The following is a 26,577-nucleotide window of genomic DNA, read 5'->3' as shown; positions in this document are numbered from 1 at the left end:
GTCCATGTCCGCGCACCCGCACGACGCTCTGCCGATCCGGCTCACCGTCGACGACTCCGACTCCCCGTCCGACGTCGTCGACGCGCTGTTCCTCGGCCGCTTCGCGACGGGCGAGCAGCCGTACTCGCACGCGGCGAACATCGACCGCGTGCGCTCCGGCGCGAACCTGATCCCGCCGGACGCGCGCGTGCTGCGCGTAGCCCGCGACGACGACCGCAGCGCGACCCTCGCCGAGGGCGAGGGCTGGACGCTGCTGGTCTCCCGCTGGAACCGGGGCGCCGACGTCACGGTCACCGCGACCAGCCCCGAACTGGCCGCCAGGGTGCTCAGCGAGGCCACGGACGGCGCGGCCGACGAGCCCGAGCCGCAGCCGGAGAACGTGACGATGGGCTTCTGGTACGTGTCCCCGCGGCGCGGCCCGCACCGGACGACGCGTCAGATCTCCGCGGGCACGTGGGAGGAGGTGCGGCACAACTACACCGCCCCGGTCGCGGACGCGATGGACCGTCTGATGACGACGACCCCGCAGGACATCGCCGGCCGGCTGCTGCTCCTGCACGGCCCTCCCGGCACCGGCAAGACCTCCGCGCTGCGCACCCTGGCCCGTTCCTGGCGGGACTGGTGCCAGGTGGACTGCGTGCTCGACCCCGAGCGGCTGTTCTCCGACGTCGGCTATCTGATGGACATCGCGATCGGCGAGGAGGACGGCCCCGGCAAGGGCCGCTGGCGGCTGCTCCTGCTGGAGGACTGCGACGAACTGATCCGCGGCGAGGCGAAGCACACCGCGGGCCAGGCGCTGTCCCGGCTGCTGAACCTGACCGACGGTCTGCTCGGCCAGGGACGCAACGTCCTGGTCGGCGTCACCACCAACGAGGACCTGGAGCGTCTGCACCCGGCCGTCGTCCGCCCCGGCCGCTGCCTGGCCCGGATCGAGGTCGGTCCGCTGACCCGCCCGGAGGCGGTGGCGTGGCTGGGCTCCGAGGAGGGCGTCGGCCGTGAGGGCGCGACCCTGGCGGAGCTGTACGCGCTGCGCCGGGGCACGTCCCCGACGTCGCTTCCCGAGCCGCGCGGCGGGGCGGACGCGGGGCTGTACTTGTAGGGCCACGGCAGGGCCCAGGTGATTTGATGGGGTTATGACCCTGTTCGTAGGCACGTCGGGGTGGCAGTACAAGGACTGGCGGGGCGTCCTGTACCCGCCCGACGTGCCCGTGCGGCGCTGGCTGGAGGAATACGCGGCGCGGTTCGCCACCGTGGAGATCAACAACGCGTTCTACCGGCTGCCCTCGCGGGAGACCTTCGCGTCCTGGGGCGAGCGAGTCCCGTCGGACTTCACGGTCGCGGTCAAGGCCAGCCGCTATCTCACCCACGTCAAGCGGCTGAAGGACCCCGGGGAACCGGTGCACCGTCTGATGAGCCACGCGGCCGGACTCGGGGCGCGCCTCGGCCCGGTGCTGCTCCAGCTCCCGCCGAACCTGCGTTGCGACCCGGCGCTGCTGGACGCCTGCCTGGCCTGCTTCCCGTCCGGGACGCGCGTGGCGGTCGAGCCCCGGCACGACTCCTGGTGGACGCCGGCGGTCCGCGATGTCCTCCGCTCCCGTGGCGCGGCGCTGTGCTGGGCCGACGTCCTCGCCCGGCCGGCCGCCCCGCTGTGGCGGACGGCGGACTGGGGGTACGTCCGCTTCCACCAGGGCCGGGCCCGCCCCTGGCCGCGGTACGGGCGCCGGTGCCTGGAGACGTGGCTCGACCGCGTCGCGACGACCTGGCCGGCCGACGCGCAGGTGTACGCCTACTTCAACAACGATCCGGGCGGTGCGGCGGTGCGCGACGCGGTCGCCTTCGCGAGGGCGGCGGAGCGGGCGGGCCTGCGCCCGGCCCGCGTCCCCGACCGGAGGTCCCTCGCCGGGCGCTGAGCGCGCCGCCTCACTCCCCGTGGGCCGCCCGCAGGGCGTCGCGCACCGCCGCCAGCGCCTCGTCCTGTGCGACCCCCAGCCGGCGTGCCCGCTCGGCGTACGCCTGCGCGGCGGCGGCCAGTTCACGCGCCGCCGCCGAATCCGCGGCGGCGACGAACGTGCCGTTGCGGCCCCGGGTCTCGATCACCCCGTCCGCCTCCAGGGCCCGGTACGCCTTGGCGACGGTGTTCGCCGCCAGCCCCAGCGACTCGGCGAGCCCCCGCACGGTCGGCAGCCGGTGGCCGACCGGCAGCGCACCGGACCGCGCCTGCTCGGCGATCTGCGCCCGCACCTGCTCATAGGGAGCGGCGCCCTCAACGATGTGGATCTTCAAGGTCACGGGCCGATTCTCCCGTACCGACGGGAAAATGGGAGGCATGCCCGAACGGCGTCCGCATAGCGTGCGGCCCATGACCGTCATCGTGCGTGATCTGCGCCTCGAGGCGCCCGCGGAGGTCGAGGCCTTCGTCCGCGTGCGGCGGCTCGCGCTGCCGTTCATGGTGTCCACCGCCCGCTCCGTGGTCCACGACCTGGCCCACGCCCGTCCCGAAGCCCGGTACCGGCAGCTCGTCGCGGAGGAGGACGGCGAGATCGTCGGCACCGCGCAGGTCGGTGTCGCCCATGAGAGCCTGCGGCCCGGCCTGGGCTTCGCCAACGTGTATGTGCACCCGGAGCGGACCCGACGGGGCGCCGGCTCGCTGCTGGCCCGCGCCGCCGAGGAGCACCTCGCCGCGCACGGCACGACCAGCGTGTACTCCTGGGTCCTGGACGGTCCGGGCAACCTCGCCTTCGCCGAGCGGCACGGCTACCGGGCGAGCCGCTCCGCGCACTTCCTCCGCCTGGATCTGGCGGGCGGGACGCTGCCGCCGCTCCAGGCTCCGCCGCCCGGCGTCGAACTGCGCACCGCCGCCGACTTCGCCGACGACCCCCGCCCGCTGTTCGCGCTGGACGCGGAGACGACCGCCGACGAACCGAGCGACGTGGGCGCCGAGCTCACCGACTACGAGGCCTGGCTGGAGGAGACCTGGCGGCATCCGCTGCTCGACGCCGAGCTGACCACGGTCGCCGTGGTCGACGGCCGTCCCGCCGCGTTCACGGCGGCCCGCACCGACGGCGCCACCCGCTACGCCTCCGGCATGACCGGCACCGCCCGCGCCTTCCGCGGCCGGGGCCTGGCCAAGCTGGCGAAGAACGTCTCGCTGCACCGCGCCCGCGCGGCGGGCTACCGGGAGGCGTTCACCGGGAACGACACCGGCAACGGGCCGATGCTCACGATCAACAAGTGGTTCGGTTACGAGATCTGCGCGACGGAGGTGCGCCATGTCCGCGAACTCGGCTGACGGCTCGATCCGGGCGGACGCCGTGGAGGTCGTCCTCGTCAAGGCCGGCCGGACGAAGATCCGCTACCCGGCCGAGCTGCTGTCCGACGACGGCGCCAGGATCGTCGTGCGCGCCTCCTGGGCGGGCGAGGACGTACGCGACTTCGGCTTCGTACGCTTCGAGCCGGGTGACGTCTTCACCGAGTACTACTGGCGCGACCGCTGGTACGCGGTGAAGGAGGTCCGCACCGCGTCCGGCGACCTCAAGGGCTGGTACTGCGACATCACCCGCCCGGCGACGCTCAGCGGCGCGGAACTGGTGGTCGAGGACCTCGACCTGGACCTGTGGCGCTCCGCCGACGGCACCGACGTGCGCCGGCTGGACGAGGACGAGTTCGCGGAGAGCGGCCTGTCCGACCGCGACCCGGAGGCGGCGGCACAGGCGGTGAGGGCCCTGGACACCCTGGAGACCCTCGCCACGACCGGGAACGGCCTCGAACGGCTGCTGGCCTAGGGCCTGTCTGACAAATCCCCGTCGCCGGTCCGGGGGTCGTCAGGTTCACGGGTCGCCAGGTTTTACGGGTGCGCCGGATCTATCGCCGTCAGTCCACGGAGGCGACCACCGCGTACCGCTCGTCCTCCACGGCTCTCCCCCACAGCTCAGCCTCCCCGGACAGGCGCTCCACGCGGGCGTGGGCGGTGAGCGGGGCGAGCAGGCCGGTGAGCCGGTCCGCCGGTATGCCGACCGGCGTCACCGTCCCCCACACCCCCTCGACCAGCACGAGCCGCCCTCCTGGGTTCAGCAGGTCACGCCAGTGCCGCAGGGCGCGCGCGGGATCGGGCAGTGCCCACAGCACGTGCCGTACGAGGACGACGTCGAAGCGCCGCTTCCCGACCGGGGGCGCCGCCGCGTCACCGAGGAGGAACACGGCGTCACGGCCGGCGAGCTTCTCGCGCGCCCGGACGATCATCTGCTCAGAGAGGTCGACGCCGGTGACGTGGTGCCCCCGCTCGGCGGCGAGGAGCGACAGGCTGCCGGTGCCGCAGCCGAGGTCGAGCAGATCGCCGGGGCGCTCCGGCAGCCAGTCCAGCAGCCTGCGCGCCCAGGCGGCCCGGACTCCGGGGTCGCGCAGCCCGTGGTCCGGCTCGTCGTCGAAGCGGGCCGCCTCCACGTCCCAGTCGACACGCTCCGCAGCGTTCACACCACTCTGGTTCGTCATGCGCCAAGAGTGACAGCCGCCACTGACACCGCCCTCGTGTGACAGCCGCCACTGACAGAACATGCGGCGATGAGGAACTCTCGCGAAAAGGGCCTACCTCCGTGAAATCGCGGAACCCGGTAGCTCTGAAGGAGGCAGCCATGCGCCGTACGACCGTGCAGAAGCCCCTGAAGAAGACGGACTCCCGCCGGCTCCGCGAAGAGGTGGACGAACGCCCCGCCGGGCGCCCCGAGGTGCGCAAGGACATCGCCCGCACCTGGTGGCCGGACGGCTGACCGCGCCCACGGCCCGCGCCGTCGCCGACCGATTCCCAGATTCCCTCGCCTTCCTTCACCCCGGACGCCTCCTGCCTGAGCCCAGGCTCAGCGGTTCCTTAAGGCGGTCCTAAAGATCGCCGGAACCGTTCGCCTGCGGGCGTTTTCGCGGTTTCTTGGTACCGGCACCCCTCACCACCCGGGTCCTGACCGGCGGCTCAGGCCGGTCAGGCCCCGGCGGGGCGGCGGTGCGCGTCAGCTGAGGACGGACGCGCAGGTCGTGGGCGTGGCGTGCGCGGGGTCGAGCGCGTTGGCCACCTCGTGGAAGGCGATCCGGTCGGTCAGCCCGAGCAGCGCGTGCTCGGACAGGTCGAGCGCGCAGCGGTCCTGGACGAGGACGTTGCTGACGTTCGCGCCGCTCAGGAATTGCGTCCGGTACGGCGTGACGACCTCGTCGTACCGGGTGGCGATGACCGTGTAGCGGACGCCGGGGACGGTGTCGCCGCCGGCGTTGAGCTTCGCCATGAAGTCGGAGCCTGCGATCTGCTGGGCGAGGGCGGGGGTGGCGGCGGTGAGGAGGTCCTCGGCGCCGGGGAAGTACGGCAGCAGGTGGGTGAGCCCGGCCAGGGTGGTGCCGTGGTTGTTGGGTGCGATGCCGACGAGGGCGTTCACCTTGGCGGCCCCGCCGAGGAACTTGAGGTAGTAGCGGGGCATCATGCCGCCCTGGGAGTGGCCGACGATGTCGGCCTCGGCGGCGCCGGTCGCGGCGAGCACCCGGTCGACGTAGGCGGAGAGCTGCCCGGCGGACTCGTCGATGGGGCCGAGGGCGTGGAAGAAGGGGACGCCGGGCAGTTGGCCGTAGTCGAGGGAGAAGACGCAGTAGCCCCGGTGTGTGAGGTACGGCGCGAGGGAGAGCCAGTTGTCGACGGAGTTGGCGAAGGTGCCGTGGACCAGGACGACGGGGCGGGGGTGGGCGGCGGAGGGCTCGCAGTCGTAGTCGTTCCAGCCGCCCCGCGACGACGCGGAGGTGGCGGCGGACGACGGCTCGGCCGAGGCGGGGGCGGAGGCGGTGACGGTGAGGGCCGCGGTGGCCAGCAGCAGGGTGGCCAGGGGTCTGGCCAGGCGCTTCCAGGGCAGCATCGCGTGATCTCCTTGCGGCTCAAGGGAGGTTCGACGGCCTTACGCCTGTGATCCGGATCACGAGGATGCTGTTCACTTGTCAAGTTACGGGCGAGTAGGTGAAGTGAGAAGTTACGCGTCGGTAAAAACTTCCGGCGACAGTCGGCGCATGTGCTACCCCTGACGTTCCGTCACCAGGCGGGCCTGATCGGACCGTAGGGGGCGATACGCCCCAAACAGTCACGCAACACGCTCATTTCACCTTCCCCGAGCACATCGCCCCACCGCCGCACCACCCCCACCGCGACCTCCTCCGCCGCCCTGGTGCACGCCCAGCCCCGCTCGGTCAGGACGACCAGCCGGGCACGCGCGTCAGCGGGATGCGGCCCCCGCTCGACGTACCCCTTGCGCACCAACTCGTCGACGAGCTGGCTCGCCGCCTGCTTGGTGACGCCCAGATGCGCGGCCAACTCGGTGACCGTCGCCCCGTCCGGGGCGAGCCGGGCGAAGGCGAAGCCGTGGGCGGGCCGCACATCGAACCCTCGAGCCCGCACCCCCTCGTCGATGCGTCGCGTCAGGTCGCCGGCGGCGGCGAGCAGGGTGGCGGTCAGGGCGAGGGCGTCGGAGTTCTGCACGTCCGCATTGAAACACCCTTGACGATTTGGTCAACCTGCTTGACCATAAGTTCCGTCAAGTGGTCAAGCAGCTTGACCATTCATCGCCGAGCCAGGAGCCGTCCATGCCTGTCGTCCGTTCCGCCGACGCCGTCACCCACGAGATCCACGGCGCCCGCTTCGTCTCGTACGCCACCCCGCTCACCGGCAGCAGGGAACTCGCCGCCTGGCGGGGCGAGATCCCTCCGGGCACGAAAGCGCCGGCGCACACGGTCAGCCGGGAGGAGGTCCTCCATCTCCTCGTCGGAGAGCTGGACGTCACTCTCGACGGGCGCACCGAGCGGATCACGGCGGGCGACACGCTGATCGTCAACGCCGGCTCCACTCTGAAGGTGGAGAACCCGACGGGTCACACCGCGCTCACCTGGGTCACCACCAGCCTCGGCCTGGAGGCGGTGCTGGCCGACGGCAGCCGGATCGTGCCTCCGTGGGCCAACTGAGCCGTACGGTGGGCGGAGTTGCGCTCAGGCCGCCAGGCCGCCGGGCATCACCGCTCTCGGGCCGAACTTCGCCCGCGCGCGGTCGGCGACCTCCTCGATACGGCGGGCCTTCTCGTCGACGGGGTCGAAGGTGAGCTGGTGGGAGGCCCGGTCGGCGGGCCCGAGGCCCTCGGCGCGCAGGGCGATCGCGCGGACCCGGGCACGCTGCAGACCGAGCGCCTCGTACAGGGAGTACGCCGTGCGCGTCAGGTCCGCCGAGTGCGCGGTCGGCTCCCCCAGGGTGCGGACGCGGGTGGTGGACGACCGGTCGGCGTAGCGGACGGTGAGGGTCAGGGCGCGGCAGACCTTCTCCACGGCGCGCAACCGGGCGCCCAGTTCCTCGCCGGCCGACAGAAGCGCCCTGCGATGCCGGACCGGGTCCAACTCGTCTCGCGGGAAGCGCCGTTCGGCGGCCAATGAGGAGGAGACCGCGTTCGGGACGACCCGGCCGCGGTCGACGCCGTTCGCCTTCTCGTGCAGCTCCCGGCCGGCCTTCGCGCCGACCAGGCGCTGGAGCGTGGACAGGGGCGCGGCGGCGACCCGGCCGAGGGTGTCGAGACCGTACTCGCACAGGGTGCGGGCGGTGGCGGCGCCGACGCCGGGCAGGACGGCGACGGGCTTCCCGGCCAGGAAGTCACGGGCCTCGCCGGCGGAGACCGCGCAGGTCACGCCGGGTCGGGCGGCTCGCTGCGCCACACGGGCCAGCATCGGGCCCGGCCCGGCGCCGATCACACAGTCGACGCCGTACAGCGCGAGGGCGCGGACCCGGATCACCGAGGCCAGTTCGACCGCGCCGCGCCCGAAGTAGCGCTCGGCGCCCCGCAGATCGGCCAGCGCCCCGTCCGGCGGCAGCGCCTCGACGACGGGCGTGAACTCCTCCAGCAGACCGAGCAGTTCGGGAAACGCCGCCTCGTGCGCCGACGGCAGCTGGAAACGTACGCAGAGGATGGTCATCCCGCACTCCCCGGGCTCTGGTGCCACAACTTCCTTCCCACCGCGGGCCCTTCGCCCGCGGGGCGCAGATCCGCCCAGGGGTGCATCTCGTACCCCGTGGGCAGGCGGATGCGCCGCCGTTCCATCGCGTCCTGGGCCGCGGAACCGGCCGGTGCGGGCAGCCCGTCCGAACCGGCGAGCCGCTTGCGCGCCGGACCGTCGGCATCGGCATCGGCATCGGCTTCGGGCGCGGGGCCGGGAGCTTCCGCGAGCCGGGACGCGACCCCTTCGAGTCCCTCCTCGCGCCGCACCTCCAGCAGTTCGGCCAGGTTCCAGGCGGCGGCGCCCACCACGCTGAGGCTGCGCGGGCCGCGCCGCTGTACCGTCCCGCGCACCAGCAGCAGCCAGGAGTGGAAGACGGTGTGGGCGCAGGCGTCGTGGGAGTCGTCGAAGAAGGCGAGGTCGACCAGGCCGCTGCCGTCGTCCAGGGTGCTGAAGATGACCCGCTTGCCGGAGCGGATCGGCGGGGTCTGGGTGGCCGCCTTGGCACCCGCCACCAGCACCGTCTCCCCGTGCCGCGTCTCACGCAGCCGTCGCGCCGACACCACGCCCAGTTCGCGCAGGAACTCCCGGTGGTCGTCCATCAGGTTGCGCGAGGCGTCCATGGACAGCACGCCCAGTTCGGCGCTGAGCCGTTCCGCCGAAGTGAGGTCGGGCAGCCCGGCCGGAGCGGTCTTCCGCCCGCCCGCCAGAGGGAGTTGGCCGCCGCCTCCGCCCCGGGAGCCCCGGTGCAGCTCGGCCAGATGCAGTTGCAGATCACGGCGGTTGGCCCCGAAGTCGTCCAACGCGCCCACCTGGGCGAGGCGTTGGGCGAGCGGCCGGCTCGGCCGGGCCCGCTCCCAGAAGTCGAGCAGCGAGGCGTAGGGCTGCCCGTCCGCGATCCGCCGTGCCTCGGCCTCGCTGATGCCGTGCACGTCGAAGAGGGCGAGCCGAAGCCCCCATGCACCGGTGGAGGCAGAGGGTCCGGAAGGTTCAGCAGACCCGGATTCAGACACCAGTTCGACTCGATGGGCGACCCCCGACCGGTTCACGTCCAACGGCAGGACCGGCACCCCCCGCCGCCGCGCGTCCGCCAGCAGCAGCCGCTTGGGGTACATCCCGGGGTCATGGGTGAGCAGCCCCGCGTAGAAGGCGGCCGGGTGATGCGCCTTCAGCCATGCCGACTGATACGTCGGCACGGCGAAGGCGACGGCGTGCGCCTTGCAGAAGCCGTACGAACCGAAGGCCTCGACGATCTCCCAGGTGCGCTGAATCGTTTCCGCGTCGTAGCCCTTCGCCGCCGCCCGCTGGGCGAACCACACCTTGATCCGCCCCTGCGACTCCGGCTCCGACAGCCCGCGCCGCACCCGGTCCGCCTCACCGCGTCCGCAGCCGGTCATGACGGCGACGATGTCGATGACCTGCTCGTGGAAGACGACGACCCCGTAGGTGCCCTTCAGCGCCTCCTCCAGGTCAGGGTGCGGGTAGCGCACCGGGGCGCGCCCGTGCCGGGCCTCGATGAACGGCCGCACCATGTCGGCGGCGACCGGGCCGGGCCGGAACAGCGAGATGTCGACGACCAGGTCGTGGAAGGTCGCCGGCTGGAGCCGCCCGACCAGGTCCCGCTGTCCCGGCGACTCGATCTGGAAGCAGCCGAGCGTCTCGGTGGACCGGATGAGCCGGTAGGTCTCCGGATCCCCCTCCGCGAGCGCGTCCAGGTCGATCCGCTCTCCCGTCGCCCGCGCCACCTCGGCGACCGCGTGGGCCATCGCCGACTGCATCCGCACGCCGAGCACGTCGAGTTTGAGCAGCCCGAGGTCCTCGACGTCCTCCTTGTCGAACTGGGACATGGGGAACCCCTCGCCGCTGGTCGGCACGACCGGCGTACGGGAGAGCAGGGAGGCGTCGGAGAGGAGCACGCCGCAGGGGTGCATGGCGACGCCGCGCGGGAGGGCGTCGAGCGACTCGACCAGTTCCCACAGCCTCCCGTACTTCTCGCGTTCCCCGGCGAGCGCCCTGAGTTCGGGCAGTTCCTCCAGCGCCGCGCGGGCATCGCGCGCGCGGATGTGCGGGAAGGACTTGGCGACGCGGTCGATGTCGGCGGGGTCCATGGACAGGGCGGCGCCGACGTCCCGGATCGCGTGCCGGACCCGGTACGTCTCCGGCATCGCGACCGTCGCGACGCGCTCGGCGCCGAACCGGCCGATGATCGCGCGGTAGACCTCCAGCCGGCGCGCGGACTCCACGTCGACGTCGATGTCGGGCAGCACGACCCGTTCCTTGGACAGGAACCGCTCCATCAGCAGCCCGTGCTCGATCGGGTCGGCGTGCGCGATGCCGAGGAGGTGGTTGACGAGCGAGCCGGCGCCCGATCCGCGCGCGGCGACCCGGATGCCCATCTGCCGCACGTCGTCCACGACTTGGGCGACGGTGAGGAAGTAGGAGGCGAAGCCGTGGTGGGCGATGACGTCGAGTTCGTGGTGCATCCGCTCCCAGTAGTCGCGCCGTCCGTCGTAGCCGCGCAGCACCATCCCCGCCGCCGCCCGGGAGGCCAGGGTCCGCTGAGCGGTGCGACGGCCGGCGCCGACGAGGTGCGGCTCGGGGAAGTGGACGGCGCCGATGCCGAGGTCCTCCTCGGGGTCGACCAGGCACTCGGCGGCCGTGGCCCGGGTCTGCTCCAGCAGGCGGTGGGCGGTGTCGCGGCGGAAGCCGGCGGCCTCCACGATCCGCTCGGCGGTGCGCAGCATGGCGTCCGGCCCCTTCAGCCACGCCTCCCCCGAGTCCAGTTCCCCGGCCGGGTCGATGGGCACCAGGCGGCGGGCGGCGTCCAGGACGTCGGCGACCGGGCCCTGGCCGGGGTCGGCGTAGCGGACGGCGTTGCTGAGCACCGGGCGGATCCGCTGTTCGGCGGCGAAGCCGACGGTGCGGGCGGCCAGGCGCAGCGAGCCGGGCCCGGTGCCGGTGCGGCCGTGCCAGACGGCCTCCAGGCGCAGGGCGTCGCCGTGGACCTCCCGCCAGGGGGCGAGGAGCTTGGCCGCGCGGTCGGGGCGGCCGGCGGCGAGGGCGCGGCCGACGTCGGAGGCGGGACCGAGCAGGACGGTCAGGCCGTCTCCCCGGTTGTCCGCCCAGGTCAGCACGGGGACGCCGTCGGCGGTGTGGGCGGCGGTCACGATCCGGCACAGGTCGGCCCAGCCCCGGGCGCCGTCGCGGGCGAGGAAGGTGACGCGGGGGGCCGACTCGTCGAGGAAGGCGCCGCCGCGCACGGGGGCGCGGCGCCTCTCCCGCCGTACGTCGCTCTCCTGACGGGCCGGTGCGGCCACCGCGAGGTCCGCCCCGAACAGCGGGCGCACCCCGGCCCTGGCGCAGGCCTTGGCGAAGCGGACCGCGCCGGCGACGGTGTCGCGGTCGGTGAGGGCGAGGGCGTCCATGTCCCGCTCACCGGCGCGCTCGGCCAGCCGCTCCGGGTGCGAGGCCCCGTACCGCAGGGAGAACCCGGAGACGGTGTGCAGATGCGTGAAACCTGGCACACGCACCTCCCGCGATCCCGCTCTCGAACATCAGTTCCCTAATCCCTCACTCCCACCATAGACCAATTCCCGAACATCTGTACGACTACCGTTCGAGCGTCTCCCACCTGCGAAAACACACCGAACAGCCGCAAACGCACCGAGGTCCCGCCCCTCGCGTACGGGGGGCGGGACCTCGGTGCGCCGGGAGGGTCAGCCGATCTGCGCGCCCGTCGCCGAGAGCGCCTCGGTCACCGGCTGGAAGAACGTCTCCCCGCCGGCGGTGCAGTCGCCGCTGCCGCCGGAGGTGAGCCCGATCGCGCTGCTCCCCGAGAAGAGGGAGCCGCCGCTGTCGCCGGGCTCGGCGCAGACGTCGGTCTGGATGAGGCCGCTGACGACGTCGCCGTTGCCGTAGTTCACGGTGGCGTCCAGGCCGGTGACCTTGCCGGAGTGCACCTGGGTGGTCGAGCCGCTGCGGGTGACCTGCATGCCCACGGTGGCCTCGGCGGCGCCGGTGATCTTCTGCGTGGAGCCGTCGTAGAGGTTCACCTCGCTCGGGTGGGCGACGTCGGCGGTGTACTTGACCAGGCCGTAGTCGTCGCCGGGGAAGCTGGAGGTCTCGTTGGCGCCGATCCGCTTGCCGGAGGAGTCCGACCAGGCGGTGATGGACTCGGTGCAGTGCCCCGCGGTCAGGAAGTAGGGCTCGCCGCCCTTGACCACGTTGAAGCCGAGCGAGCAGCGTCCGCCGCCGCCGGTGATGGCGTCGCCGCCCGCGATGAAGGGCTTGTACTCCCCCTTGGTGCGCTGGAGCTCCACCGTGGCGCCGAGGCTCTCGGCGACCTTGGTGAGCTTGGCCCACTCGGCGCCGGAGACCGTGCGGTCGGCGGTGACGACGACCTTGTTGGCGGTCGGGTCGGTGACCCAGGCGGTGCCGGGGACGGCCGCGTCCCTCGCGAGCGTCGTCCGGGCGCTGCTGAGCTCGGCGAGGGAGTTCTCCACCAGTCTCGCCTTGGCGCCGGCCGCCTCGACGGCGTCCGCGGCACTCTCGTCGAGCACGTTCACCACGAGACTCTTGGTCCTGGCGTCGTAGTAGGTGCCCGCCGCGTCGGCGCCGAGGTCCTGGCCCAGGGTCGAGGCGAGCTTCCCGGCGGCCAGGGCCGTCAGGAGCCGGGGCTGCGGAGTCTGCGGGGTCTCGCTCGCGTTCGCGGTCTGGAAGGTGACTCCCGCGGCGACGAGCGCGGCCACGCCCGCTCCCGCCATGACGGCCCGTCGCCTGGCTATCCGTCGGTGCTTCAACTCACGTCCTCCTGTGGGGGGTCGGCCCGCGCGGCGGCAGGGGCCGCCGCGGGCCGGAAGGTGGGGTGACGGCCGCCCACTCTTCCGAACCGCACAGGGGGCACACAAGGTCGACCGGCGGACGCGCACACGGTGAGCACAGCGCGCCCTCGGCGCCTTCACTCCCCGGTCACACAAGGCCGAGCCCCCGCACGCGTTCGCGTACGGGGGCTCACCTGCCGCCTGTGGCCGTGCGGGCCGCTGCCCGCCGGCCGGTCTAGAAGACGCTGACGCCGTAGGCGTTCAGGGCCTCCACCACGGGCTGGAAGAACGTCGTGCCGCCCGAGGTGCAGTTGCCGCTGCCGCCGGAGGTCAGACCGTAGGCCACGCCGTTGCTGCCGTAGAGCGAGCCGCCGGAGTCGCCGGGCTCGGCGCAGACGTTGGTCTGGATCATCCCGTAGACGACGTCGCCGCCGCCGTAGTTGACGGTCGCGTTGAGCGCGGTGACGCGTCCGCTGTGGGTGCCGGTGGTCGAGCCGTCACGGTAGACGGTGGTGCCCACGGTCGGGTTGGCCGCGCGGGTGATGTCGACGCCGCCGGCGGTGCCCGCCTTGGCGATCGAGGTGTTGGAGTACCGGACGATGCCGTAGTCGTTCGTCGGGAAGCTGGAGCCCGTCGTCGGACCGAGCACCGTGCTGCGGCCGGAGTTGGAGTACCACGTGCCCGCGCCGTCGGTGCAGTGACCGGCGGTCAGGAAGTAGTAGTTGCCCGCGCTGTCACGGACGTTGAAGCCGAGGGAGCAGCGCCAGCTACTCGTGTAGATGGCGTCGCCGCCCTCGATGTACTTCTGGAACCGGCCTTCGGTGCGCTTGATCGTCAGCGCGTCGGCGTCGGCGCCGGCCTGCTTCTTGATCTTCGCTATCTCGGCCTGGGACACCGTGCTGTCGGCCGTGACGACGACACGGTTGGTCTTGCTGTCCACGGTCCATGCGGTGCCCGGGACGTCGGCCTTGAGTACCGCGCCGCTGACGCTGCCGAGTTCGGCGGCACTGAAGGTGGTGACGTCCGCCGCGTTCGCGTGGGGGATCGCGATGGCGGCCGCGGCCACGAACCCGGTGGCGACGGCGGTCAGCCGGGTCCGTCTGGTGATGCCGCTGGTGGGGGTGGTGCGCTTGATCCTCACGTTTCGTTCCCTCCCAGGGGAAGTCGGGGGCCCGCGTGGGGTCGGGGCCCGTGAGGCGCAGTCAAAGGGCGCTCGTACGTCCGCAATCCGGACAGATAATGCCCCTGACAAGCGCTGAGGGGGAGTATTCGGCCGAACGGACGGTCGGCGCAAGGGTGCCTTTCGGCCGTCGCCCCCGCGTCGGAGCCGGGCCCGGCCCCCGGGTGACTCCCGCTCAGATCAAGGCGCGCTCCCCTGCCTCGACCGCCGCGGGAAGCGTGTTCCCGGGCGGCGGGAAGGGGCAGAAGAAGGCGTCGGAGAAGGCGCACGGGGGCAGTTCCGCGCGGTTGAGGTCCACGATCGTGCGCCCCTCGGCGTCGGGCGCGGCCGGGTACAGGAAGCGGAAGCGGTGACCGCCGTTCCCACTGGTGGCGTCGGCGAACACCGCCCACAGCGAGCCGTCGCCCCGCACGCTCGCTCGGAGCGTCGACTCCCGCCCGTCCAGCCGGAAGGCGATCTCTCCGTCGAGTCCGAGCCCCCGTTCGCGTCCGTCGGCGTTCGGCACCCGCACCGTGCGGCTCTCGCCGTAGGGGATGAAGCGTGCGGGCACCGACCAGCGCGGGTCGAACGCGGTGGCGCCGATGCCCCGGAACCGGCGCCGGGCCTCGGCGTCCGGGTCGAAGTCGCGTACGCCCCAGACGCCTTCGCGCACCAGGACCACCAGCCGCCGAGCGCCGTGGGCGACCCGGGCCGCGGCGACCGGCCCCTGGTCGGCGGTGAGCCGCAGCCGCCCGCTGAACGGCTTCCCGTCGACGGTGAGGCCGTCGGCCTCGGACGCGGTGATCGTCACCCCGCCCTCTTCGGCCACCCACGTCCCGGGAATGTCCGGAAGTCGCCCCTCCGGATGATCGACCGGCCAGTACGTGCCCTTGAGAGCGAGCGGCCCGTAGGGTTCGCAGACCGCTTCGACGCGGCGTTCGTGCCACCGCTTCCAGCCGATTGCCGGATCCGTCATGTGCGCGTCCTTTCGTACGGTGAGGCGGGATGGCGGTATGTACGTCCGCCGGCGCGAGCTTGTCCGCGATGGAACGCGTCCGCCGGCTCGTGCGGAGCGCCGTGTGGTCACGCCGCTCCCCCGGGCACCGCGTACCGGTGGGCGGGGCGGGCCAGGCCCAGGTGCTCGCGCAGCGTGCTGCCCGGGTAGAAGGTGCGGAACAGACCGCGGTGCTGGAGCAGCGCGACCGTGCCGTTGACCAGCCGCTCCAGATCGCGGCGGGGTTCGACGGGGGTGAGGTGGAAGCCGTCGGCGGCCCCTTCCCGGTGCCAGGCCCCGATCAGTTCGGCGAGGTCGACGGGGCCGCCCCGGTACAGCGGGCCCAGGGCGCTGTGCCGGGGGCCGCCTCCGCCGTGGCCCGGTTCGGCGGCGTGCTCGCCCTCCCCGAGGTCGATCAGCAGGCCGGCCAGGACGCGCAGGGAGCCCGGATCCCGCCCCGCCTCCGCCGCAGCGGCGCGCAGTTCCTCCCGTACGGCGCGGGCCTGGGCGGAGTTCGCCGCCCGCACCAGGGCGACGTCGGCGTACCGGGCGGCGACGGCACGGGCGTGGCCCTCGGTCGCGTCGACGACCCGCACGGGCCGGCCCGACGCGGCCTCACTCCCCCAGCGACCCTCCTCGGGCCCGCTCACGTCGCCGGCGCCGGCCGCTTCCTCCGCGTCCGCCTCACGCCACAGGGCCTCCGGCGGCGCGGGAGCGCGGCGGTCCCCGTCCTCGGCGGCGGGCGCGTCGATCCGCCAGCCGGCCCGGCCCCGGCTGATCCGGGCGAGGGCGGCCACGGCGGCGACAGCGGCCCGGACGGGGAAGGGACCGGTGTGGGCGGGGACCAGCCCGACGCGGTGCGTGACGGCCGCCGCCCGGGACAGCACGGCCGGCGCGTCCGTCCCCGGGCGGCCCGGGCCGTCGTCCAGTGTCACGAAGTCGAGCCCGCCGCGCTCGGCGAGCCGCACCAGTTCGACGTGGCGTCCGGCGTCGGCCGCCTCCGCCTGGTCGACGGCGGCGGCCAGGTGCAGCAGGCCCCGGCCGGGCGAGGAAGTCATCTCGCAGTACCCCTTCGGTCCCGAGGTGGTCGGTCGGCGGCTCACGCGGCGGCGCGCAGCCCCAGGTCGCGCAGGAAGGCGAGGGCGGCCCGCGCGGTCGCGTCGTTCTGCCGGAACGCCGGCCCGCCGGTGCGCGGCCGGGTGAACGCTCCCGGTGTCCGCCCGTCGGTGTGCGGCCCGAGCGCGAAGCGCCGCGGGTGCGGCCGGCCGGACCGGTCGATGATCCGTCCGTCGGCGCGGTCCACCCGCAGCAGCCCGTCCGGCGTCTCCGCGGCCCCGTCCTCGTGCAGTGCGCGCAGCAGCGCGTCGCGGGCCCGCCGCACCGTCGGCCCGGGCAGCCGGGCCTCCACCAGAGCCCGCGCCTCGACGGCGAAGCCGGGCACGCTGGGGCTCGACGCCCGGAACACCCCGTCCTCGGCCCGTACGGCCATGTCCGCGCCGACGAACTTCAGCACCCCCGCCCGGGACAGCGCGAGCAGTTGCCGCAGCCTGGGGCCGGGCGGCCCGGAGGCCAGATGGCTGAAGAACCCGTGCCACCAGGGGCCGATGCCCCCGAGCCGCACCAACTGGCCGTAGACGGACAGCAGCGCCAGGAAGACGGCCAGGTCGGGGCTGTGCGCGGCGTCGTGACGGCGGCTCAGGTCGCTCTCCACGTACTTTCGCAGCGCTTCCTGCAACTCGTCGGATGAACCGTGGCGCACCCCGTCCAACGGCCGGTCGAGGGCGTCCAGGTCGAGCCGGTCGCGCGGGTCGGGCACCGCGGCCGCGACGAGCGCCTCACGCTCCACGGCCCCGTCGGACACGGCGTACTCCTCCTCGAAGTCGGCCCAGGCGAGGGCGGTCCGCTCGGGGTGGGCGGTGAACAGCCGGTGGTAGTGGGCGAACCCCAGCTCCTTCTCCACCAGCGGCCACACGTCCCGCCGGAAGTCGAACCCGCCGGGCCGCGCGAGCAGCGCGTCGATCTCGGCGGGCCCCAGGAAACGGGGCAGCGGCGGCCGCTCCCCGCTCCAGTCGTAGCCGATCTTCGCGTGGTACGGCACACCGCGCCGGGAGCCGACGTACAGCACCGGCTCACGACCGGAGGGGAGGTACGCCTCCCCCTCGTACCGCCCGCCGCGTCCCTCGGTGAGGAGCACCATCAGGTCCACGAAGGCGAGTCCGAAGCCGCGCACCAGGACGGGTTCGCCGGGCCGCAGCGCGGACAGTTCAATGTCGGCGGTGAAGTCCGGCGGCAGGTGGACGAGCCCGTGTTCTTCCGCGTACGACGCCAGCGCCTCCTGCTCGTCGTCGAGTTCGGAGTCGAGGTGACCGAGGGCGAGGACGACGAGGTCGGCGAGGAGCGGCCGGGGCCTGTCCTCCAGCCAGACCTGCTGGCGTCCCTCGCGCGGCCCGCCGACCCGCACCGCGCGCCGTCGGTGGTGGTGGACGGTGACCTCGGGGGGCAGGGCGGCGACAGCCTGCTCGTGCACCCAGCTCAGGTAGGAGCCCTGGAGCTGACGGTCGGCGAACAGCCGTCCGTCGACGCCGGCCCACTCGTGCAGGGTGGGGCCGGGGCGCACGGGCCCGGCCATGTCCACGGTCTCGTCGGTGAACATGGTGACGTCCTCGGCGTGCGAGTTCATCCACAGCAGCGGCGACTGCGCGGCCCGCCAGACGCGTCCCGCGCCGGGCGGATGCGGGTCGACGAGATGGAGGTCGAGGCCGGAACGGGCGTACAGCTCGGGCGCGTTGGCGGCGATCCGCTCGACGATCCCGGTCCCCCGCGGTCCGGCTCCGACGATCACCAGCGAGGGCCTCATCGTGCGGCTCCGTCGAACGTGCGCCCGCGCGGGGCGGGTTCGACGGGGAGGCGGCCGGGGGCCGGAGGGAGGGCGCTCCGTGCGACGACCGGCGCAGGGGAGGGAGGAGGGAGGGTGGCTGAGGACATGAAGGCTCCGTGACGGCACGCCGGACGGGTGTCCCTCCCGTCCGGCCGGAGCCGGGGACGGTGAGGGCGGGTGCCTTCACACCGGTGCGCCGCGCGGCGCGCTACGGCCGAGCCCCTCAGCAGGGCCGTCCTCCGAGACTACGGCGGCGTTTCGCCTCGCTGTCAAGGCTGTCCACACTGTGAGCCGTACGTCTCAGTTCGTTGACGGGACATCGGATGCCTGTTCCACTTGGCCCATGCATCCGCAGCAGTGGCTGGTCACCCGCTCCCACATCGACTTCGGTCGTGTGTGGTCCTGTTCCTGTTGAGCCGACCCCCTGCCGCCCCGCTCCCGGGGCGTTCCCGGCGTTCAGCCGCTTGAGTTCACCTCTTCGCCTTCACCCCGCGCGCCTTCCCCTCCCTCAGCGCTCCCCCACCGCCCCGGGTCCCACCCGCGGGCGGGACCCGGCCGTGTCAGCAGTCGCAGCCGCAGCCGTCGCAACAGCAGCCGTCACCGCAGTTCCCGCAACAGTCACAGCAGTCGCAGCAGTCCGAGCAGTCGTCGCAGTCGCACCTGTGGCAGTAGCCTTCCTTGGGCTCCCGTGTCCAAGGGCCTTCGTGCTCGCCGCAGCACAACTGGCAGGTACAGGCGAGGCCCGCCCAGACGAGGCACCCGGCCAGCAGCCCGCGCCGGTCACGGCGCGGCGGCTCCGGCGGCGACGGCGGCCCGCCGGGTCCGGTCGGCGCGAACGGGTTGCCCGGCGGCGGCCCGAACTCGCCGTCCGCACGGGCGTGCCCGCACGAGGCCGTGCCGAAGGCGCGGTGAACGGCGTTGCCCAGTTCGTGCACCAGCAGCACATGGGCCAACTTCGCCTCGGCCCCGGGCTTTTCCGAGCCCTTCCCCAACGCCCAGTCGACCTCGCGCAGCGCGAGCCGGATGCCGTGCACGGCGTCGTCGGCGAGCCGCCGCGCCTCCGGCAGGGACGTCCCGGTGGCGGTGAGCGGGTTCCACGCGCCCGCGGCGGCGTCGGCCTCCCGGTCCTCGACGGCGTCCAGCAGATGCGCGAGCCGCCCGAAGAGCCGGCCGGCCTCGGCGAGCGGTTCGGCGTTGCCCGGCCGGCCCGCCAGCACGGCGGTGTGCGCGAAGGCCGCCGCGGTGGCCGTCTCGGTCGGTTCGGTGACGGTGAGCAACGGCGTCCCGGGTCCGGCGAGCGCCTCGACGTCGATCTGCCGGTCCACGGCGTCGACGAGGACGGCCGTGTCGAACCCGACGGCGGATCCGGTGCGGGCCCCCGCCGCGCCCCAGCCCGCGGCCACCCGGCGCGCCGCCGAGGCCACCGGACGGCGGGCCAGCAGCCCGTCCCTGTCGGCCACATGGTCGCGCACCTTCGCGGAGGCCAGCACCAGGGACACGGCGGCCGCGAGCCGCGCGCCCTCGCCGCGCGCCACGGACGCCGTGCGCATCCCGCGCAGCGGGCAGGGCCCCGCCGTACGCCGCGCCCCTTCTCCCTGACCGGCCTGAGCCTCCGTCAGGACGGATATGAGCAGCCCGTCGTAGTTGGTGACGACCCGGGCGAACTGCCCGTGGTCCTTGCGCAGCGCGAGACACAGTCCGCACAGATGCGCCATCCACTGGGCGCTGAGGCCCTCACCGAGCCGGTGCCGGCACGGCCTGACGATTCCGAACACGCTCGATCCCCCGTGATCCGTACTGCGTTGAGTGACGTCGAAACGTGCGCATCGTAGCCGTGGGTCGCGGGGCGGCCACGGCTCGCCCTGTTCACCCGTACGCTCCGCCCGTCACCCGGTCGCCGAGAAGAATCATATTTCACTCTCAGTCAGCATCGGTGTATGGCCGGACCCTTGGGGCACCTGGACTCTCGACGGATCGGCTGTGCACCAGTACCGTCACAAACCCCCCGCGCGGCGTCTATCCACTTGGCGCGACATCCGCATCATGGACGACCATGGGGAATGCGGAAAGCAAGAATGACCGCTGTGAGAGGAGGCGTCCATGGGATCGGTACGCAAGGCGAGTGCCTGGCTTGGCCTCGTCGACGACAACGATGACGAGCGTTACTACGACGACGACTATTCCGAGGGGAACGACTCCGGCGACGCCTGGGTCACCGACCCCCGGGTGAAGGTCGCCACCGACTCGGCCGAGGAGAGAGGCCGTCGGATCGGCACCGTGACCCCGGACAGCTTCCGGGACGCGCGGGCGATCGGCGAGCTGTTCCGCGAGGGCGTCCCGGTCATCATGAACCTCACGGCCATGGAGGCCGGCGACGCCAAGCGCGTCGTCGACTTCGCGGCCGGCCTGATCTTCGGGCTGCGGGGTTCGATCGAGCGGGTCTCCACCCGGGTGTTCCTGCTGACCCCGAACAACACCGAGATCATCAACGGTGACCCGGCCTCGCACCGGTCGGACGGGTTCTTCAACCAGAGCTGAGGCAGGGCCGCTCGCCGGCCCTGCCCCTGCCGGGGGTCAGCGGAAGGCGTCGAGTCCGGTGAGCGCCTTGCCCAGCACGAGCTGGTGCATCTCGACGGTGCCCTCATAGGTGAGCACCGACTCCAGGTTGGTCGCGTGCCGCATGACGGGGTACTCCAGGGAGATCCCGTTGGCCCCGAGGATCGTGCGCGCCGTACGGCAGATCTCGATGGCCTCTCGTACGTTGTTGAGCTTGCCGAAGCTGACCTGCTCGGGGCGCAGGCGGCCGGCGTCCATGCGCCGCCCCAGGTGGTGGGCGAGCAGGATCCCCTTGTGCAGCTCGACCGCCATGTCGGCGAGCTTGGCCTGGGTGAGCTGGAAGCCGCCGATCGGCCGTCCGAACTGCTCGCGTGTCCTCGCGTAGTCGAGCGCGGTCTCGAAGCAGGACCGCGCGGCTCCCATGGCCCCCCACACGATCCCGTACCGGGCGTGGGACAGGCAGCTCAGCGGGCCCTTCAGCCCCACCGCCTCGGGCAGCACGGCGTCGGCGGGCAGCCGCACGTCGTCGAGGACGAGCTCGCTGGTGACGCTGGCCCGCAGCGACCACTTGTGCTTGATCTCGGGGGCGGAGAACCCGGGGGCGTCCGTGGGGACGACGAACCCCCGGATCCCGTCGTCGGTGTGCGCCCACACCACGGCGACGCCGGCCACGGAGCCATTGGTGATCCACATCTTGCGGCCGGTGAGGATCCAGTCCGAGCCGTCCCTCTTGGCATGGGTGCGCATGGCGGCGGGGTCGGAGCCGTGATCCGGCTCGGTCAGCCCGAAGCAGCCGATGACCTCCCCGGCGGCCATGCGGGGCAGCCACCGCTGCTTCTGCTCCTCGCTGCCGAAGCGGTGGACGGCGTACATCGCGAGCGAGCCCTGCACGGAGACGAGCGAGCGGATCCCGGAGTCGGCGGCCTCCAGTTCCAGACAGGCCAGCCCGTACTGCACCGCGCTCGCGCCGGCGCATCCGTACCCCTGGAGCGACATCCCGAGCGCCCCGATCCCGCCGAGTTCGAGGGCCAGCTCCCGGATCCCGGGCAGCTCCCCCTTCTCGTACCACTCGGCGACGTACGGCAGCACCCGGTCCGCGGCCCAGGCCCGCACGGTGTCCCGCACGGCGAGATCCTCGGGGTCCAGCAGCTCATCGACGCCCAGGGGATCAGCGGGATCGAACGACACCATGACGACACCCTCCACCAGCCCGAAAAACTAACACCGCTAGTCTGGCACCCCGACCCGAAGATCCACCACCACCCGCACCCACCGACGGGCGAGCCGGCCCCACGGGGACGTCCGGCTTTCAGCGGGCGATCAGGGGCGGCGCGCGGGTGGGGAGACCGCCCCGAAGCTCAGCGCGGCGTCGCCCGCGTCCCGGGGCGCCGGCACCTCCACCGCAGGCGCGTCGCACTGCATCACCCGCGGCAGCCGCAGTGCCATCACCGCCCCCAGCGTCAGCAACCCCGCGCTCACCAGCAGCGTCACATGCAGCCCGTGCACGAAGGAATCCCGGGCCGCCCGCCGCAGCACCTCACCCGCCGGCCCCCCGAGCCGCGCCGCCACCCCGTACGCCTCCCCCAGGGAATGCCCGGCCGCCGCCGACGCGTCGGAAGGCACCCCCGGCACCGACGACAACCCGGGCGCGTACGCCGCGTTCATCACGCTGCCCAGCAGCGCGATCCCGATCCCGGCCCCCAGCTGGTACGACGTCTCCCCGATCGCCGCCGCGCCTCCCGCCTGCTCCGGCGGAGCCTCGCTCAGCATCGACTCGTACGCCGCGAACAACGTCGTCTCCAGCCCGAACCCGAGCAGCACGAACCCGAACAGCAGCAGACCGGCGTTGTCCGCCTGGCCCATCGCGGTGAGCGTCACCACGGCCGCAGCCGTGAGACAGAACCCCGCGCACACCATCCGCCGCGGCCCGAACCGCCGCAGCAGCCGCGCCCCGGCGAGCCCCGCGGCCATCGCGGCGAACGTCAGCGGCAGCAGCCGCAGCCCCGTCTCCAGCGGGGACAGCCCCAGCACCAGTTGCAGGTACTGCGCCGCTATGAGCTCCAGACCCACCAGCGCCAGCATGGCCAGCACGATGCACCCCACCGACGTGCTGAACGCCGGCCGCGCGAACATCCGCAGGTCCACCAGGGGATGCCGGCGCCGCCGCTGACGCCGTACGAACAGGACGATCAGCGCCGCGCCCGCCACCAGCGGCGCCACGGTCAGCGCGCCGAGCTCCCCGCCGCCCAGCCGCTTCACGCCCAGCACCAGGCCGAACAGTCCGGCCGCCGCCGTCAGCGCGCCGACGACGTCCCACGGGCCGTCCGCCGCGCCGCGCGACTCGGGCAGCAGCAACCGGCCCACCGGCAGGCTGACCAGCATCAGCGGGATGTTGACGAGGAAGACCGAACCCCACCAGAAGTGTTCCAGCAGGAAGCCGCCGAGCAGGGGCCCGACGGCCGCGCCGACCGCGGCCACCGCGCTCCAGACGCCTATCGCGAGCGCCCTCTCCCGCCGGTCGGGGAAGACCTGCCGCAGGATGGACAGCGTCGCCGGCATGATCATCGCGCCGCCCACGCCGAGCAGCCCGCGCGCGACGATGAGCACCTCGGCGGTGTGGGCGAACGCCGCCATCGCGGAGGCGACGCCGAACAGCGCGTAGCCGAGGAGCAGGATCCTTCTGCGGCCCACCTTGTCGCCGAGCGTGCCGAACAGGATCAGCAGCGAGGCGCAGACCAGCGGGTAGGTGTCGACGATCCAGAGCAGCTCGATCGCGCCGGGCCGCAGGTCCTCGGTGACGGCGGGCACCGCGACGTGCAGCACGGTCGCGTCGACGGCGACCAGGAGCAGGCTGACGCAGAGCACCAGGAGCACGACCCAGCGGTTGGCACCGGCCCCGGCCGCCCGACGGCGCAGCCCGACGGCGGCCGTGGTCGTCCCGGACATGTACGTACCTCCCAGGTGTTTCCTCGGATTCGCCTCGGGTTCGGCGGTCTCGCGGGGGTGCGGCCTCCCGCGACTCGGCCGGAGAGGAGCGGTGGTCCCCGGCCCGCGCTGCGAACGACGAGTATTCGCAGCGTACGCGAGTTCACGCGGCGGCCACGTGGCGGACCTCTCAGAGGCCGGGGCGACCTGTGTGGTGTACGCCACGTGAGGCGACCGCCCTCGCGCCACGGCGCTCGGCCGGTCTGCCCACCCGGTCGATAATCGGGCGCGTGACCGAACTCGAAGCACGTGCGACCGGCCAGGAGGCGCGAGCGGCCTCCATCGGCTCGGCGACCCTGCGCCGGGCGGCCCCGGCCCTGCTGGGGTACGCGGCCGTCCGCATCCTGTGTCTGCTCACGCTGGCCGTGTGGAGCGCGGCGCGCGGAAAGAGCGCGTACACGCTGCTGACCGCCCGCTGGGACGCCCTGTGGTACACCCGGGTCGCCGAGCTGGGGTACGGCTACGAGGTGCGCCTGCCGAACGGAGACGTGCACTCCAACCTGGCCTTCTTCCCCCTGCTGCCGTGGCTGGAGCGGCTGCTGCACGCGGTGACGCCGCTGTCGTACGCCGACGCCGGTTTCGTGGTGTCCCTGCTCGCCTCGCTCGCCGCGGCCTGGGGGATCTTCGCGGTCGCCGACCATGTGTACGGCGGCCGGCACGGCCGCAGGGCCGGGGTGTGCGCGGTGCTGCTCTGGGCCGCCCTGCCGGTGGGGATCGTGCAGTCGATGGCGTACAGCGAGTCGCTGTTCACGGCGCTGGCCGCGTGGTCGCTGTACGCGGTGCTCACCGGCCGGTGGGTGACCGCGGGTCTGCTGGCGTCCGCGGCCGGGCTGACCCGGCCGGTGGGGCTCGCGGTGGTGGCGGCCGTTTGGGTGACGGGTGCGCTCGCGTTCGTCAGGGAGCGCGACGGAGTGCGCACCGGCGCTCGCGCGGAGCGCGCACGGCGCGCCCTCGGGCTCGCCCTCGCTCCCCTCGGCACGGCCGGTTACGTGCTGTGGGTGGGCCGTCGCACCGGCGGGGGCCTGTTCGGCTACCTCGACGTGCAGGCGGGCTGGCGCAACGGCTTCGACGGCGGCTACGCCTTCGCCCGCTTCGTCGCCGACAAGTTCACGTCGTTCCCGTCGGCCCTCGCGGGGCTCGCCCTGGTGGTCGGGGTCGCGCTGCTGATCCGGCTCCACGTCGTCTGCGTCCGGCAGGGGCAGCCTGCCCCCCTGCTGGTGTACACGGGCGTGGTCCTCGCGCTCGCGCTCTGCGCGTCGAGCTACTTCGGGTCGAAGCCGCGCCTGCTGATGCCGGCGTTCCCGGTGCTGTTCCCCCTCGCCCTGGCCCTGGCCCGGCTGCGGACGCGGACGTCGGCGCTGGTGATGGGCGGTGCCGTGGCGGTCGCGGCCGCGTACGGCGCGTGGTGGCTGAACGGTTCCGGCCCGCCCTGATCACCGCGAATCGATCAGGGTATTTATACGTTTCCTAAAACAACCCTCCAGAACGATCAAAAGAATTGAAGGGGATGACCGGACGGGATTACGTAATCCGTAGGAATATCGGCCCCGTTGAGAGCAATCCCACATCACATCGTCATCACAAACCCGTGGAATCGGCCGGGAACAGAGATCACTCGCTGTAACGTCGATTGGGTGCGTACCGAACCAACCACCACCCGACGGCTGGACCGGGTGTTCGCCAGGCTCGACCGAGAGCCGGAACGCCCGTCACACATCGATGTGCCGAGGATGAGCCGGCACAGGATCGTGCTGTTCTCGGCGACCCTGGCCTTCTACCTGGCGATCGTGTGGCTCGTGGTGATCACGTCGTGGCTGGTCCGCCTCGACTGGCAGGTCATGTTCTTCCGGCCGTACCAGCAGTGGTCGGGGATCCACTGGTTCGTCGACTACTACGTGGTCCTCGGCCAGCGCGGCCCGACCGCGGTGATGGTCGCCGCCTGGCTCGGCTGGAGATCCTGGCGGCAGCACACCCTGCGCCCGCTGCTCACGCTGGGCGCCTCGCTGCTGCTCCTCAACATCACGGTGGGGGCCGCCAAGATCGGCATGGGCCGCCTCGGACCGCATTACGCGACCACGATCGGCTCGAACGAGATGGGTCTGGGCGGCGATATATTTCCCAGCGGCCACACCGCCAACGCGGTCGTGACCTGGGGAATCCTGGCCTATCTGGCCTCCACCCCGAGGGCGCGGCGCTGGCTGTCCGCGCTCTCCGCGGTGACCTCGCTCGGCGTCGGGCTGGCCACCGTCTACCTCGGTACGCACTGGCTGAGCGACGTGGTCCTCGGCTGGGCCGCGGGGCTGCTGATCCTGCTCGCGCTGCCCCAGTTCGAGCCGCTGATCGCCCGCGCGGAGATCCGCATCTTCGAGCTGCGCGACCGCTGGCGCGCCCGCCAGAGGGGCAGGTCCACCCTCCCGGCGCCGGTCCCGGTTCCGGTGTCGCTCACCGCGCGCACCGCGACCGCGGACGAGGTCCAGGTGTCCTGCGACGGCTCAGGGACGACCCGTTCGCCCAGGTCGGCGCTCCATCTCACACCCGGTTCGCACGGCATCCGCTCGGAGCGCACTCCGTTCAGCCCGGTCGGCAGCCGCCGTCCGCCGCACTCCGACCGCCTGCCGCGCGGGGCGACCACCTCGGCTGCCCGCCCGGTGACGGGCGGCTGACCGGCCCACGCGGGCACCGGTACGCACCCCGCGGCCCGCACGGCGAAGGCCCCGGTTCCTCATCCAGGAGCCGGGGCCTTCGTGATCTCGGCGGGCGGCGGTTCAGCCCTTCCAGGCGCGGCTCACAAGGCCGTCGCTCACTTCGAGGTTCAGCCGGCCCACGCGGTACTCCATGGTGATGACCGTGCCGGGCGCGAGCGAGCGCACCGTCGTCCATCCCCGTTCACGGGCGAGCCGCTCGGCGCTCTCGGCGTCGAGGCCGACGTATCCGTCCGGGCTGTCCTGAGGCTCCTCCACGGGAGCGGGATTCGGTGCCATACCGCCACGCTAGGCGGAGGGCGCGCTCCCGGGAAGTCCGGACGGCGAAGCCCTGACCGGAGATGTGGATCACTCCGGTCACACTTCTGTCACAGGACCATGACACACGTTTGAGGCTTCGGGAATCACCTTACGGGGCACTGGCCCGTCACCCGTACGAGCGGTTTCCTGCGCCTTTCGCGCCTATTCGAACGCAATTCCCGCGCGTCACCCCG

At 73.0% G+C, this 26,577-nt stretch carries 24 protein-coding genes; 9 read left to right on the top strand and 15 right to left on the bottom strand.

What is annotated here, in order from left to right:
• The first annotated feature begins 4 nt into the window (after window positions 1-4).
• Both ACIRS4_RS11195 and ACIRS4_RS11190 read left to right on the top strand, forming a co-directional pair.
• Window positions 5-1,099: a DUF5925 domain-containing protein gene (locus ACIRS4_RS11195; RefSeq protein WP_351097580.1), complete on the top strand. Its 1,095-nt coding sequence runs from the start codon at window positions 5-7 to the stop codon at window positions 1,097-1,099.
• Window positions 1,100-1,133: 34 nt separating this feature from the next.
• The gene (locus ACIRS4_RS11190) at window positions 1,134-1,910 is read left to right on the top strand and encodes a DUF72 domain-containing protein (RefSeq protein ID WP_404193274.1); all 777 of its coding nucleotides are present in this window, start codon (window positions 1,134-1,136) and stop codon (window positions 1,908-1,910) included.
• A 10-nt stretch (window positions 1,911-1,920) separates the two neighbouring features.
• Here the strand turns inward: ACIRS4_RS11190 and ACIRS4_RS11185 are convergent, their stop codons facing one another.
• The gene (locus tag ACIRS4_RS11185) at window positions 1,921-2,289 is read right to left on the bottom strand and encodes a GntR family transcriptional regulator (RefSeq protein ID WP_404193271.1); all 369 of its coding nucleotides are present in this window, start codon (window positions 2,287-2,289) and stop codon (window positions 1,921-1,923) included.
• 70 nt (window positions 2,290-2,359) lie between these two features.
• Between ACIRS4_RS11185 and ACIRS4_RS11180 the strand changes: the two genes are divergently transcribed.
• Window positions 2,360-3,289 (top strand): GNAT family N-acetyltransferase, encoded by a 930-nt coding sequence (locus ACIRS4_RS11180; protein ID WP_404193268.1) that lies wholly within the window; start codon window positions 2,360-2,362, stop codon window positions 3,287-3,289.
• Window positions 3,270-3,782 (top strand): DUF402 domain-containing protein, encoded by a 513-nt coding sequence (locus ACIRS4_RS11175; RefSeq protein ID WP_404193265.1) that lies wholly within the window; start codon window positions 3,270-3,272, stop codon window positions 3,780-3,782. The genes ACIRS4_RS11180 and ACIRS4_RS11175 overlap by 20 nt, the downstream gene beginning before the upstream one ends.
• 88 nt (window positions 3,783-3,870) lie before the next feature.
• Here the strand turns inward: ACIRS4_RS11175 and ACIRS4_RS11170 are convergent, their stop codons facing one another.
• A complete protein-coding gene (locus ACIRS4_RS11170; RefSeq protein ID WP_404193262.1) occupies window positions 3,871-4,488 on the bottom strand; it encodes a class I SAM-dependent methyltransferase in 618 nt (205 codons plus the stop codon).
• Window positions 4,489-4,628: 140 nt separating this feature from the next.
• Between ACIRS4_RS11170 and ACIRS4_RS11165 the strand changes: the two genes are divergently transcribed.
• A complete protein-coding gene (locus ACIRS4_RS11165; RefSeq protein ID WP_130444047.1) occupies window positions 4,629-4,763 on the top strand; it encodes a hypothetical protein in 135 nt (44 codons plus the stop codon).
• A 234-nt stretch (window positions 4,764-4,997) separates the two neighbouring features.
• On the opposite strand, the gene ACIRS4_RS11160 is transcribed toward ACIRS4_RS11165, so the two are convergent.
• Both ACIRS4_RS11160 and ACIRS4_RS11155 read right to left on the bottom strand, forming a co-directional pair.
• The gene (locus ACIRS4_RS11160) at window positions 4,998-5,882 is read right to left on the bottom strand and encodes an esterase/lipase family protein (protein ID WP_404193259.1); all 885 of its coding nucleotides are present in this window, start codon (window positions 5,880-5,882) and stop codon (window positions 4,998-5,000) included.
• A gap of 170 nt (window positions 5,883-6,052) precedes the next feature.
• Window positions 6,053-6,496, bottom strand: coding sequence for a MarR family winged helix-turn-helix transcriptional regulator (locus ACIRS4_RS11155; protein ID WP_404193256.1), 444 nt, complete (start codon window positions 6,494-6,496; stop codon window positions 6,053-6,055).
• A 104-nt stretch (window positions 6,497-6,600) separates the two neighbouring features.
• Between ACIRS4_RS11155 and ACIRS4_RS11150 the strand changes: the two genes are divergently transcribed.
• Entirely contained in the window at window positions 6,601-6,975 is a 375-nt protein-coding gene (locus ACIRS4_RS11150) for a cupin domain-containing protein (protein WP_404193254.1), read from the top strand.
• 24 nt (window positions 6,976-6,999) lie between these two features.
• Here the strand turns inward: ACIRS4_RS11150 and ACIRS4_RS11145 are convergent, their stop codons facing one another.
• The 8 genes from ACIRS4_RS11145 to ACIRS4_RS11110 form a co-directional block, all read right to left on the bottom strand.
• Window positions 7,000-7,968 (bottom strand): DNA polymerase thumb domain-containing protein, encoded by a 969-nt coding sequence (locus ACIRS4_RS11145; protein WP_404193251.1) that lies wholly within the window; start codon window positions 7,966-7,968, stop codon window positions 7,000-7,002.
• Window positions 7,965-11,513, bottom strand: coding sequence for a DNA polymerase III subunit alpha (locus ACIRS4_RS11140; protein WP_404193248.1), 3,549 nt, complete (start codon window positions 11,511-11,513; stop codon window positions 7,965-7,967). The genes ACIRS4_RS11145 and ACIRS4_RS11140 overlap by 4 nt, the downstream gene beginning before the upstream one ends.
• Before the next feature lie 192 nt (window positions 11,514-11,705).
• The gene (locus tag ACIRS4_RS11135) at window positions 11,706-12,788 is read right to left on the bottom strand and encodes a S1 family peptidase (protein WP_404193246.1); all 1,083 of its coding nucleotides are present in this window, start codon (window positions 12,786-12,788) and stop codon (window positions 11,706-11,708) included.
• Window positions 12,789-13,044: 256 nt separating this feature from the next.
• Entirely contained in the window at window positions 13,045-13,950 is a 906-nt protein-coding gene (locus tag ACIRS4_RS11130; protein ID WP_404193243.1) for a S1 family peptidase, read from the bottom strand.
• A 214-nt stretch (window positions 13,951-14,164) separates the two neighbouring features.
• Window positions 14,165-14,944 carry a DUF1684 domain-containing protein gene (locus tag ACIRS4_RS11125; RefSeq protein WP_404193240.1) on the bottom strand — a complete coding sequence of 260 codons (780 nt, stop codon included), beginning with the start codon at window positions 14,942-14,944 and terminating at the stop codon, window positions 14,165-14,167.
• A 107-nt stretch (window positions 14,945-15,051) separates the two neighbouring features.
• Complete coding sequence (locus ACIRS4_RS11120; protein WP_404193237.1) at window positions 15,052-16,020, bottom strand: LLM class flavin-dependent oxidoreductase; 969 nt, start codon at window positions 16,018-16,020, stop codon at window positions 15,052-15,054.
• A gap of 41 nt (window positions 16,021-16,061) precedes the next feature.
• Entirely contained in the window at window positions 16,062-17,819 is a 1,758-nt protein-coding gene (locus ACIRS4_RS11115; RefSeq protein ID WP_404193234.1) for an FAD/NAD(P)-binding protein, read from the bottom strand.
• Window positions 17,820-18,400: 581 nt separating this feature from the next.
• Window positions 18,401-19,615, bottom strand: a complete 1,215-nt coding sequence (locus tag ACIRS4_RS11110; RefSeq protein WP_404193232.1) for a DUF5685 family protein — start codon at window positions 19,613-19,615, stop codon at window positions 18,401-18,403.
• A 325-nt stretch (window positions 19,616-19,940) separates the two neighbouring features.
• On the opposite strand from ACIRS4_RS11110, the gene ACIRS4_RS11105 reads away from it, so the two are divergent.
• Entirely contained in the window at window positions 19,941-20,378 is a 438-nt protein-coding gene (locus tag ACIRS4_RS11105) for a cell division protein SepF (RefSeq protein ID WP_404193229.1), read from the top strand.
• Between the two features lie 36 nt (window positions 20,379-20,414).
• Here the strand turns inward: ACIRS4_RS11105 and ACIRS4_RS11100 are convergent, their stop codons facing one another.
• The gene (locus ACIRS4_RS11100; protein ID WP_404193226.1) at window positions 20,415-21,587 is read right to left on the bottom strand and encodes an acyl-CoA dehydrogenase family protein; all 1,173 of its coding nucleotides are present in this window, start codon (window positions 21,585-21,587) and stop codon (window positions 20,415-20,417) included.
• A 129-nt stretch (window positions 21,588-21,716) separates the two neighbouring features.
• On the bottom strand, window positions 21,717-23,342 hold the full coding sequence (locus ACIRS4_RS11095; RefSeq protein ID WP_404193223.1) for an MFS transporter: 1,626 nt from the start codon (window positions 23,340-23,342) through the stop codon (window positions 21,717-21,719).
• Between the two features lie 269 nt (window positions 23,343-23,611).
• Here ACIRS4_RS11095 and ACIRS4_RS11090 point away from each other — a divergent pair, with 269 nt between their 5' ends.
• Together ACIRS4_RS11090 and ACIRS4_RS11085 are read left to right on the top strand one after the other, a co-directional pair.
• Window positions 23,612-24,814, top strand: coding sequence for a mannosyltransferase family protein (locus ACIRS4_RS11090; RefSeq protein ID WP_404193220.1), 1,203 nt, complete (start codon window positions 23,612-23,614; stop codon window positions 24,812-24,814).
• A gap of 201 nt (window positions 24,815-25,015) precedes the next feature.
• Entirely contained in the window at window positions 25,016-26,044 is a 1,029-nt protein-coding gene (locus ACIRS4_RS11085; protein ID WP_404193217.1) for a phosphatase PAP2 family protein, read from the top strand.
• 102 nt (window positions 26,045-26,146) lie between these two features.
• Here the strand turns inward: ACIRS4_RS11085 and ACIRS4_RS11080 are convergent, their stop codons facing one another.
• Window positions 26,147-26,362 carry an I78 family peptidase inhibitor gene (locus tag ACIRS4_RS11080; protein ID WP_404193214.1) on the bottom strand — a complete coding sequence of 72 codons (216 nt, stop codon included), beginning with the start codon at window positions 26,360-26,362 and terminating at the stop codon, window positions 26,147-26,149.
• Between the last annotated feature and the right edge of the window lie 215 nt (window positions 26,363-26,577).

Source organism: Streptomyces sp. NPDC101166 (assembly GCF_044768125.1).
GTDB lineage: Bacteria > Actinomycetota > Actinomycetes > Streptomycetales > Streptomycetaceae > Streptomyces.
The sequence above is the reverse complement of the archived record's forward strand: the minus strand, read 5'-3'. Positions and strand labels throughout refer to the sequence as shown.

What these genes read in the sequence shown, in the direction of transcription:
- ACIRS4_RS11175 (WP_404193265.1), top strand. Translation starts at nt 3,270, where the DNA reads ATGTCCGCGAACTCGGCTGACGGCTCGATCCGGGCGGACGCCGTGGAG.
- ACIRS4_RS11100 (WP_404193226.1), bottom strand. Translation starts at nt 21,587, where the DNA reads ATGGTGTCGTTCGATCCCGCTGATCCCCTGGGCGTCGATGAGCTGCTG.
- ACIRS4_RS11120 (WP_404193237.1), bottom strand. Translation starts at nt 16,020, where the DNA reads ATGACTTCCTCGCCCGGCCGGGGCCTGCTGCACCTGGCCGCCGCCGTC.
- ACIRS4_RS11145 (WP_404193251.1), bottom strand. Translation starts at nt 7,968, where the DNA reads ATGACCATCCTCTGCGTACGTTTCCAGCTGCCGTCGGCGCACGAGGCG.
- ACIRS4_RS11095 (WP_404193223.1), bottom strand. Translation starts at nt 23,342, where the DNA reads ATGTCCGGGACGACCACGGCCGCCGTCGGGCTGCGCCGTCGGGCGGCC.
- ACIRS4_RS11195 (WP_351097580.1), top strand. Translation starts at nt 5, where the DNA reads ATGTCCGCGCACCCGCACGACGCTCTGCCGATCCGGCTCACCGTCGAC.
- ACIRS4_RS11170 (WP_404193262.1), bottom strand. Translation starts at nt 4,488, where the DNA reads ATGACGAACCAGAGTGGTGTGAACGCTGCGGAGCGTGTCGACTGGGAC.
- ACIRS4_RS11190 (WP_404193274.1), top strand. Translation starts at nt 1,134, where the DNA reads ATGACCCTGTTCGTAGGCACGTCGGGGTGGCAGTACAAGGACTGGCGG.
- ACIRS4_RS11115 (WP_404193234.1), bottom strand. Translation starts at nt 17,819, where the DNA reads ATGAGGCCCTCGCTGGTGATCGTCGGAGCCGGACCGCGGGGGACCGGG.
- ACIRS4_RS11160 (WP_404193259.1), bottom strand. Translation starts at nt 5,882, where the DNA reads ATGCTGCCCTGGAAGCGCCTGGCCAGACCCCTGGCCACCCTGCTGCTG.
- ACIRS4_RS11080 (WP_404193214.1), bottom strand. Translation starts at nt 26,362, where the DNA reads ATGGCACCGAATCCCGCTCCCGTGGAGGAGCCTCAGGACAGCCCGGAC.
- ACIRS4_RS11125 (WP_404193240.1), bottom strand. Translation starts at nt 14,944, where the DNA reads ATGACGGATCCGGCAATCGGCTGGAAGCGGTGGCACGAACGCCGCGTC.
- ACIRS4_RS11150 (WP_404193254.1), top strand. Translation starts at nt 6,601, where the DNA reads ATGCCTGTCGTCCGTTCCGCCGACGCCGTCACCCACGAGATCCACGGC.
- ACIRS4_RS11165 (WP_130444047.1), top strand. Translation starts at nt 4,629, where the DNA reads ATGCGCCGTACGACCGTGCAGAAGCCCCTGAAGAAGACGGACTCCCGC.
- ACIRS4_RS11180 (WP_404193268.1), top strand. Translation starts at nt 2,360, where the DNA reads ATGACCGTCATCGTGCGTGATCTGCGCCTCGAGGCGCCCGCGGAGGTC.
- ACIRS4_RS11105 (WP_404193229.1), top strand. Translation starts at nt 19,941, where the DNA reads ATGGGATCGGTACGCAAGGCGAGTGCCTGGCTTGGCCTCGTCGACGAC.